Source organism: Kitasatospora putterlickiae (genome assembly GCF_039527695.1).
In the GTDB taxonomy this organism is placed as follows: domain Bacteria; phylum Actinomycetota; class Actinomycetes; order Streptomycetales; family Streptomycetaceae; genus Kitasatospora; species Kitasatospora putterlickiae.
Genome location: NZ_BAAAKJ010000322.1, coordinates 5010 through 13347, shown reverse-complemented (window position 1 = coordinate 13347; position 8338 = coordinate 5010). Strand labels below are relative to the sequence as shown.

The 8338-nt window shown below is 75.6% G+C and carries 10 protein-coding genes; 5 read left to right on the top strand and 5 right to left on the bottom strand.

Annotated elements, in window-relative coordinates; all coding sequences use genetic code 11:
• Positions 1–223: 223 nt before the first annotated feature.
• Together ABD308_RS30515 and ABD308_RS30510 are read left to right on the top strand one after the other, a co-directional pair.
• A complete protein-coding gene (locus ABD308_RS30515; protein WP_344342091.1) occupies positions 224–1141 on the top strand; it encodes an MBL fold metallo-hydrolase in 918 nt (305 codons plus the stop codon).
• Between the two features lie 132 nt (positions 1142–1273).
• Positions 1274–2554 carry a cytochrome P450 family protein gene (locus ABD308_RS30510; protein WP_344342088.1) on the top strand — a complete coding sequence of 427 codons (1281 nt, stop codon included), beginning with the start codon at positions 1274–1276 and terminating at the stop codon, positions 2552–2554.
• A 53-nt stretch (positions 2555–2607) separates the two neighbouring features.
• On the opposite strand, the gene ABD308_RS30505 is transcribed toward ABD308_RS30510, so the two are convergent.
• From ABD308_RS30505 to ABD308_RS30495, 3 genes are all read right to left on the bottom strand, one after another.
• A complete protein-coding gene (locus tag ABD308_RS30505; protein WP_344342085.1) occupies positions 2608–3051 on the bottom strand; it encodes a hypothetical protein in 444 nt (147 codons plus the stop codon).
• A 249-nt stretch (positions 3052–3300) separates the two neighbouring features.
• Positions 3301–3921, bottom strand: coding sequence for a DJ-1/PfpI family protein (locus tag ABD308_RS30500; RefSeq protein ID WP_344342076.1), 621 nt, complete (start codon positions 3919–3921; stop codon positions 3301–3303).
• Between the two features lie 37 nt (positions 3922–3958).
• Positions 3959–4699, bottom strand: coding sequence for an SDR family NAD(P)-dependent oxidoreductase (locus ABD308_RS30495; RefSeq protein WP_344342073.1), 741 nt, complete (start codon positions 4697–4699; stop codon positions 3959–3961).
• 49 nt (positions 4700–4748) lie between these two features.
• Between ABD308_RS30495 and ABD308_RS30490 the strand changes: the two genes are divergently transcribed.
• Positions 4749–5615, top strand: coding sequence for a helix-turn-helix transcriptional regulator (locus ABD308_RS30490; RefSeq protein ID WP_344342069.1), 867 nt, complete (start codon positions 4749–4751; stop codon positions 5613–5615).
• 38 nt (positions 5616–5653) lie between these two features.
• A complete protein-coding gene (locus ABD308_RS30485) occupies positions 5654–5875 on the top strand; it encodes a hypothetical protein (RefSeq protein ID WP_344342066.1) in 222 nt (73 codons plus the stop codon).
• A gap of 37 nt (positions 5876–5912) precedes the next feature.
• On the opposite strand, the gene ABD308_RS30480 is transcribed toward ABD308_RS30485, so the two are convergent.
• Positions 5913–6533: a LysE family transporter gene (locus ABD308_RS30480; protein ID WP_344342063.1), complete on the bottom strand. Its 621-nt coding sequence runs from the start codon at positions 6531–6533 to the stop codon at positions 5913–5915.
• 129 nt (positions 6534–6662) lie between these two features.
• Entirely contained in the window at positions 6663–7976 is a 1314-nt protein-coding gene (locus ABD308_RS30475; protein WP_344342060.1) for a cytochrome P450, read from the bottom strand.
• A gap of 169 nt (positions 7977–8145) precedes the next feature.
• Here ABD308_RS30475 and ABD308_RS30470 point away from each other — a divergent pair, with 169 nt between their 5' ends.
• Positions 8146–8292 carry a hypothetical protein gene (locus ABD308_RS30470; protein WP_344342057.1) on the top strand — a complete coding sequence of 49 codons (147 nt, stop codon included), beginning with the start codon at positions 8146–8148 and terminating at the stop codon, positions 8290–8292.
• The last annotated feature ends 46 nt before the right edge of the window (positions 8293–8338 follow it).

Below are 8338 nucleotides of genomic sequence, written 5' to 3'. Positions count from 1 at the left end.
GGCTGCTGGCGGCCTTCGTCGCGGCCGCCCGGGCCGGGGACACCGCCGGCCTGGAGTCGCTGCTGGCGGCCCGGTGAGCGAGGTCGGTCGCGCCGAACGAAGTGGAGGCCCGACCACTGTCACAGACCGGGCCGCTGACCGGTCTGTAGGGATGACCGGACGGTGCCGCCCGCGGTGGCGCCGTCGAGGACTCCGGCCGACGCCCTTCGTAAGGAGAACACCCATGACCCAGGTCAGCCCCGCCCACCCGCACGCGCCGGGACACGACGAACCGGTCCCGTCGCGCTACGCGTTGAAGGTCGGCGACATCGATGTGCTGGTGATCAGCGACGGCGTGCTGCCGATCTCCCCCACGACGCTGGCCACCAACGCCGCCCCGGCCGACCTGAAGGCCTGGCTCGGCGACGTGTACCTGCCGCTGGAGTCGATCAACTGGCCGCTGAACGTGGCCGTCGTGCGCAGCGGCGGCCGGACCATCCTCATCGACTCGGGCCTGGGAACGGAGTTCCCCGGCTTCCCGCGGGCCGGACAGCTGGCCGCGCGACTGGTCGCCGCCGGTGTCGCTCCGGCGTCGGTGACCGACGTGGTGCTCACCCACCTGCACATGGACCACATCGGCGGGCTGCTCGTCGAGGGGCTGCGGGGCCGGCTGCGTACGGATCTGCGGGTCCACCTGGCGGCGGCCGAGGCCGAGTTCTGGGCGGCGCCGGACTTCTCTCGCACCGACATGCCCGCACCGGTGCCGGACGTGCTCCGCACGACCGCCTCGCGGTTCCTCGACGTGTACCGCGGCCAGTTGCGGCCGTTCGAGAAGGAGTACGAGGTGGCGCCGGGCGTCCTGATCCGCCGCACCGGCGGTCACACCCCCGGCCACAGCATCATCCGGCTGGAGTCCGGCGGCGACCGGCTGACGTTCGCGGGCGACGCCGTGTTCCAGTGCGGGTTCGACAAGCCCGACTGGCACAACGGCTTCGACCACGATCCCGAGGAGTCGGCCCGCGTCCGGATCCGTCTCCTGACGGAAATGGCGGCGACCGGAGGACAGCTGATGGCCAGCCACCTGCCCTTCCCGTCCGTCTGCCACGTGGCGGACGCCGGCAGCGGGACCTTCCGCTTCGTGCCGGTGGTCTGGGACTACTGACCGCCCCCGCCCCGGACGTCCCCGCCGTGCGCGGGAAGTCGGCGGAGTCGACTTCCCGCGCACCGGCCCGCCTTCCGCTCCGACGCGCGGCGGACGACCGCGCACCTGTACCGCATCGACTGGAGGACCCCTGTGCAGCGTCTCGTACCTGACCCGAACGCGCTCGGCCTGAACGCGCTCGACCCGATCGTGCTCGACCCGACCGGCCGGGCCCGGGAGGCCGAGACCGCCGAGCTGTTCGCACGCGGTCCGGCCACACCGGTCGACATCCTGGGCGTCCGGGCCTGGTCGGTGTCCGACCCCGCACTGCTGGAGGAACTGCTCAAGGACCCCCGGGTCTCCAAGGACGGCCTGGCGCACTGGCCCGCGTTCGACGAGGCGGTGCGGACCTGGCCGCTGGCGCTCTGGGTGAGCGTGCGCAACATGTTCAACGCGCACGGCGCCGACCACCGGCGGCTGCGCCGACTGGTGGGCAACGCCTTCACGCCCCGCCAGGTCGCCGCGATGACGGCGCGCGTCGAGGAGCTGACCGGCGCCCTGCTGGACGACCTGGCCGCGAGCGCCCCCGGCGAGGTGGTGGACCTGCGCGAGCGCTTCGCCCATCCGCTGCCGATCCGGGTGATCTCCCAGCTGCTGGGCGTGCCGCGCGAAGTGACCGAGGGCTTCCGGGGCGTGGTCGACAAGGTGTTCGCCACCACCCTCACCCCCGAGGAGTCGGCGGCCAACGCGGCGGAGTTCCACGCCCTGCTGGAGGAGCTCATCGCCGCCAAGCGCCGCGTGCCGGGCGACGACATGACCTCCCTGCTGATCGCCGCCCGCGACACCGACTCCGAGGGCGGCTCCGCCGCGCTGAGCGAGGAGGAGCTGCGTGACACCCTGCTGCTGATCGTCACGGCCGGCTACGAGACCACCGTGAACCTGATCGACAACGGCATCACCGACCTGCTCACCCACCCCGATCAGCTCGCCCTGGTGCGCGCGGGCGAGGCCGGCTGGGACGACGTGGTGGAGGAGGCGCTGCGGCGCGACGCCCCGCTCGCCCACCTGCCGCTGCGCTTCGCGGTCGAGGACATCGAGCTGCCCGGCGGGGTGACGGTGCGCCGTGGCGAGCCGATCCTGGGCGGCTACGCGGCCGCGGGGCGCCACCCGGCGCGCTACGGGGACAGCGGCGCCGCGTTCGACGTCACCCGGCCGGTCAAGGACCACCTCGCCTTCGGGCACGGCCCGCACTTCTGCCTCGGTGCGCCGCTGGCCCGTCTGGAGGGGCGCATCGCGCTGAGCGGGCTGTTCGCGCGATTCCCCGGCCTCGCGTTCGCTCCGGGCGCGCGGCTGGAGCCGGTCGACTCGCTGATCTCCAACGGGCACCGCACGCTGCCGGTGCTGCTCGGCGAGCCGGCGCCGGCCGCGTTCTGACGGGCCGGCGCCCCCGGTCCGTCCCCCTTCGCGCCGAGCCCGCGCACGACAGGTCAGCGGCCGTTGCCGAAGGTGCCCCGGGGGCCCGCCGGTTCGGCGCAGGAGCGGCAGATCACGCGGGAGTAGACGGCCGCCGGGCCGCGGATCACCGCCTCGACGCCGCCGTGCAGGGACCGCGTCCCCGCCGGGCCGCCGCAGATGTGGCAGCTGCGCAGCGCCTGCGCCTTGGTGTAGCAGTCCCAGCAGACCAGCCGGTCCGGCGCCTCCGCCAGGATGGCGGTCGGCTGGGGGGAGGCCAGGTGGTCGCAGTGGCGCAGGCTGCCGTCCTCCTCGGCGCGGAGCATCACCGCCCGGGTCTCCCGGAACCAGGGCGGGGCCTGGGCCGGGGTGGTCCGCACCGGGGCCGGGCGGCCCGAGGCGATGAGCAGGCGCTCGGCGTGCTCGCCGGCGGCCCTGATCTGGTCGGTGACGGCGAGCTGGGCGGGGTCGTCGCTCATGGGCACGTCCTTGTGCGAACGGTGGGGCCTGCGGGACAGCGGGCGGGGAGCGGCGCCCGTGCTGCGGCGCCGCCTCCGGTCCTCCACCCTCCTACCCGGCTCCCGCGCTGTCCCTCCCCGGCAGCCGGTGTGTCGGCGTGCGCCCCCGGCGCGCGGCCACAGCGCGCGCCGGGGGATTGCGCCGGGGAATGCGGTGGCCGGCCGGGGGCCGAACCCGAAGCGCTCGTCGACCGTCCGAAGGGATCCGCGCTAGCCGAGGGTGCCGGCGCGCGCCACGACCTCGGCCGGGGCCTTCGCCACCGAGCCGGTGTCGAACGGGGGTTGCGGGTCGTACTCGGTGCAGAGCTGGATGGCCTGGGCGGTGATCTCGTCGGTGAGCAGGGCGGACAGCCGGAGGGCCATGTCGATGCCCGAGGAGACCCCGGCCGCGGTGATCAGACGGTCGTGGCGGACCACCCGGTCGGCGGTGTAGACGGCGCCGTGGGACTCCAGTTCGGCGGTCGCCGCCCAATGGGTGGTCGCGGTCAGGCCCTTGAGCAGGCCGGCCGCGCCGAGGACCACGGAGCCGGTGCAGACCGAGGTGGTGAACCGGGTGCCGGCGTGGACGCGGCGGACCCAGTCGAGGAAGGCGGGGTCGGCCAGCATGGGCCGGATGCCGCCGCCGCCCGGGACCAGCAGGACGTCGCAGCGCTCCACCTCGCCGTACGCGGTCGGGACGTGCACCGGCAGCGCGCCGAACGCGTCCCGCACCAGGCCGGGTTCGGCGGTGACGAAGCGCACGGTGGCACCCGGCACCATCGCGAGGATCTCGTAGGGGCCGATCGCGTCGAGGGGCTCGAACCCCTCGAAGAGCGGAATCACGATGTCCATGCGCCGCAGCATAGCCGCCACCCCCACCCCGCCCCGTTCAGCCGTCGCGCAGGACGCGGCGGCCGGCGGACGGCGCCAGCCGCAGCAGCGCCAGCAGGGTGCGGGAGGCGCCGACGGCGACCACCGGGCGTCCGCGCACGAGGCCCCGAACGATCGCGTCGGCGGCCTGCGCCGGGCTGAGCTTGCGGGCCGGGCCCTCGCGGCCGGCGGTCATCGCGGTGTCCACGAGCGGCAGCACGACCTCCTGCACCCGCACGCCCGGGCTGGTCGTCCGCGCCTGGTGGCGCAGCGACTCCAGCAGGATGTGGACGCCCGCCTTGGTGGCGCAGTAGACCGGCGCGCTCTGCTTGGGCGCGTACGCGAGACCGGAGGTGACGGCGACGAACGCGGCGCCCGGCGGGCCGCCCGGCGTCGACGCGGCGGCGAGGTGCGGCCAAGCGGCGGCGGCGAGTTCGACCACCGAGGCGAGGTTGACCTCGATCTCCTGCCGGGCGAGGGCGAGGGCCTCCGGATCGGGGCCCAGGGTGAGCGGAGTGCGGTGCTGCACACCGGCGTTGGCGACCACCACGTCCAGCCCGCCGAGACGGTCGACGGCCTCGCCGACGACCCGGACCGCCTCCCCGGGCACCGCCAGGTCGGCGCGGACGGCGTGCGGGCCGCAGGCGGTGCGGCCGCAGGTGACGACCGTGGCGCCGAGGGCGGTCAGGGATTCGGCGAGGGCGAGTCCGACTCCGCCGGTGCCGCCGGTGACGAGGATGCGCTGAGAGCCAAGGTTCACGCCGGCCATGGTGGAGCGACGGCGTCCGGTCCGCTTGTACGATCGCGCCATGCCCCGATCCGGCGTCGACATGGCGCGCTCGGTCCGCCCGACGATGGCCCGGGCGGTGCTGCGCACGCTCGGCCCACGGCACGCCGGCGAACCGGGACGCCGCGTCGAACGCCTGCTGGGCGACGGCCTGCCGGTGCCGGAGCGGCTGCACGCGCGACTGGTGGCGGCCCTCGCGGCACACGGTGCGACCGCGCTGCGCGCCGCCGCCGAAGGACTGTTGGCCGACGACCCGCTGCTCGCCGAGCTGTCCCGCTGCGGCGACCTGCCGCAACTCCTGGACCGCGTCGGTCTGGTGGAACCCTGGTTCCACGCCGGACACCGGACCCGGCGGGCGCTGTCGAGCGACGGGTCATCCCTGATCATCCGCCATATCCCTTCCCTCGGAAAGAATCCCGTCCCCTCCGAGTCCCTGCTCGTGTGCGCGCTGTACGTGGCCGGAACGGCGGCCGCGGCCGGTAGCACGCCCCGCGTCGAGGCGCTGCGCACGGGCGCGGCCCGGGCCGCCGGGTGGCGGCTGAGCTGGTCCGACGGCCCCGCCGCCCCCGACCCGCGCCCGCTGGACGCCGTCCGCGCGCACGTCGCCCGTGACCCGGCCCGCACCTGGCGCCTGGCCGCGACGGCCGCCCTGCTCGGCCTGGCCCCACGCACCCTCCAGCGCGCCCTCGCCGCCGCCGGAACCTCCTTCCAGGCCGAACTGCTCGCCGTCCGCCTGGAGGTGGCCGGCCAGCTGACCGCGCGCACGGCCCTGCCCCTCGCCGACGTCGCCGCCACCGCCGGCTTCACCGACCACGCCCATCTGACCCGCCGCTTCCACGCCCACTACGGCTGCCCGCCCTCGGAGTTCCGCCGCACGGCGCACCACTGACCGCGTTCCCGCCGTCAGTGGTCAGTGGACTCGGTGGAATGACACACGGCACCGCGGATCCGGCGACGATCACCTCGGAGATGGCCAGGCAGATCCGCGTCTGGCGCGTCGACGAGGGTCTCACCTGGCGTTCCGTGACCCAGGCCGCGTCCGACCTGTGGGGCTCCGGGAGCGGGGGCGGCCAGATCTACGGCCGGGACCTCTGCGCGGCCGCCGCGAACGTGCTGGGCGGGGACCCCGACCAGGAGCCGTGGAACTGACACCGGCCGGCCCGGGGCCCTCGGCCGAGGTGCCGTCTCAGGCCGCCAGCGCGAGCCGCAGGGCCAGGGCGAGGACCACGGTGTGACCGGCGAGGCCGGTGAGCAGGCGGGCGCGGGGGCCGGTGAGGGCGCGGCGGAGCAGGGCGCCGCCGGTGGCGAGCAGGACCTGCCAGCTCGCCGAGGCGGCGAAGGCGGCGAGCGCGAAGGCCAGCCCCGGGGCGAGCGGGCCCGGGCCGGCGTGGCCGCCGACCACCAGGGCGGTGAAGTAGACGACGGTGAGCGGGTTGAGCAGGGTCAGCCCGAGCAGGGCCGCGTAGGTGCGCCAGGGCGAGTCCGGGGACGGCGGCGGCGCGCCGTCCGCCTCCCGGTGGTCGCGGAACGTCGTCCACAGGCCGCGGGCGGCGAGCAGGACGAGCACCCCGGCGGCCACGGTCTCCAGCGCACCGGCGGCCGGCGCGATGACCGGCGCGATCGCCGCGCCGCCGAGCACCGCCGCGAGCGCGTACAGGCCGTCGGCGGTGGCGACCCCCAGCGCGGCGGCCAGGCCCCGGCCGAGCGAGACGCGCGAGGCGAGGGTGACGACCAGGACGGAGATCGCGCCGACCGGCACGGCGACGCCGTAACCGGCGAGGAGTCCGGAGAGCAGGGCATCGGTCATGACGGGACGGTCCGGTTCTGGAGGGGGCCGCGGCGCGCGCGCCGCATGGTGGCCGGGAGCGTAGCCCCCGCGCCGAGAACCGGGCCACTGCTTTTCGGCGAGGACGGGCTGAGCCGCAACGCCCGCCGCTCAGCCCGCTCCGGCCGCCGTCACGACCGCCGGCGTCGGGCCGTCCGGGCGGACCGTGATGCTGTAGACGGAGCCCGGCGGGGTGCCGAGGAACCGCACCTCGTGGGCGGGGAGCAGGAGTTCGAGCAGCGCGGTGGACTCGCGCAGGGCGAACTGGGTGCCCAGGCAGGCGCGGGCGCCCAGACCGAACGGGAAGTAGGCGCCGAGGTGGGCGGGGCGGGCGCCGCCGGGGGTGAAGCGGGCGGGGTCGAAGCGCTCCGGATCGGGCCACAGCGCCGGGTCGCGGTGGGTGAGGTAGGGGCAGACCAGCAGGTCGGTGCCGGCTTCGACGCGGTGACCGGCGAGGGTGTCGTCGGCGAGCGCGTGCCGGGGGAGGATCCACGCGGACGGGTAGAGCCGCAGCGTCTCGCTGACCAGCGCCTGCACCGCCTCGCGCCGTTCCGGCGAGCCCTCGGGGCCTGCCGCGAGCGCCCGGGCGCGGGCTCCGGGGTTGGCGTCGAGCAGCAGGTGGAGCCAGGTGAGGGTGGTGGCGGTGGTCTCGTGTCCGGCGACGAGCAGGGTGACGAGCTCGTCGCGGATCAGCCGGTCGGTGTACTCGGGGTGCCGGTCGGCGGCGTCGAGCAGGTCGCGCAGCACCCCGGGGCCGTCGGGGCCGTCCTCGCGGCGGCGGGCGGCGTCGATGGCGGCGTGCGCGACGGCGTCGATCCGGGCCAGGTCGCCGGCCACGGCGTCGCTGGCGTGGTCGCCGTCGGGCAGTTGGGGGAGCGCGGCGACGACGGCGGGGATGCGGTCCAGTTCGCGTTCGGTGGCGGTGTCCAGCGGGTGGCCGGTGAGCGCGCGCCAGATGGTGTCGAGCGCGAAGTGGCGCATCTCCTCGCCGATGTCGACGCGTTCCGCGGTGCGCGCGTACCCGGCCCAGCGGTCGGCGGTGCGGCGGGCCGCGGCGGCGATCCGCTGCTCGTAGCGGCGCATCCCGGGGCCGGTGAACTGGGCCTGGAGCACCCGCCGTTGGCGCCTCCAGGCGTCGCCGGTCGCGGACAGCACGCCGTCGCCGGCGATCATCCGGGCGCGGTGCGAGCGCTTGACGTAGCGCTCGGGGTGGCGGCCGAGCACGTGCTGGACGGCCTCGGGGTCGGTGACCAGGACGGTGGGGCGCGGGCCGATCCGGAACGCGGCCACCCCGCCGAGGCGCCGCCGGGTGCGGGCCATCAGCTCGATCAGCTCGGCCTCCTCGGCGCGCCACTCCTCGACCGCCTCGGGCGGCAGTTCGGGCACCGGGGGCGGGGAGGAGCCGGGGTTGGCGGTGGTGGTCACGGAATGCCTCCTCGGTCGGGGACGTGCGGCCCGAACTGACTCTACGTCAGGTGGGCCGTGGCCGAGTCTGATGACCCGTCATTGACACTTCCTTGACCATCGCTTTACTGTCGCCGATGGCGGCGCCGATCCGCGCCGTCGGAAGACCGGCACACACGAGGAGGTCCGAATGGAGCAGCTCATCAAGCGGATGACCCAGGACGACAAGTGGAAGCGCTGGGTCGCCGTCAACTCGGACGGCGGCGCCAAGGACGGCTGCATCAGCGTCGCCAAGTCCGGGTGCATCAGCGTGGCGAAGTCCGGCTGTATCTCCTGACTTAGCCCGACGCACCGGCAGCGCCAACAGGGTCCGGGCCGGCCGC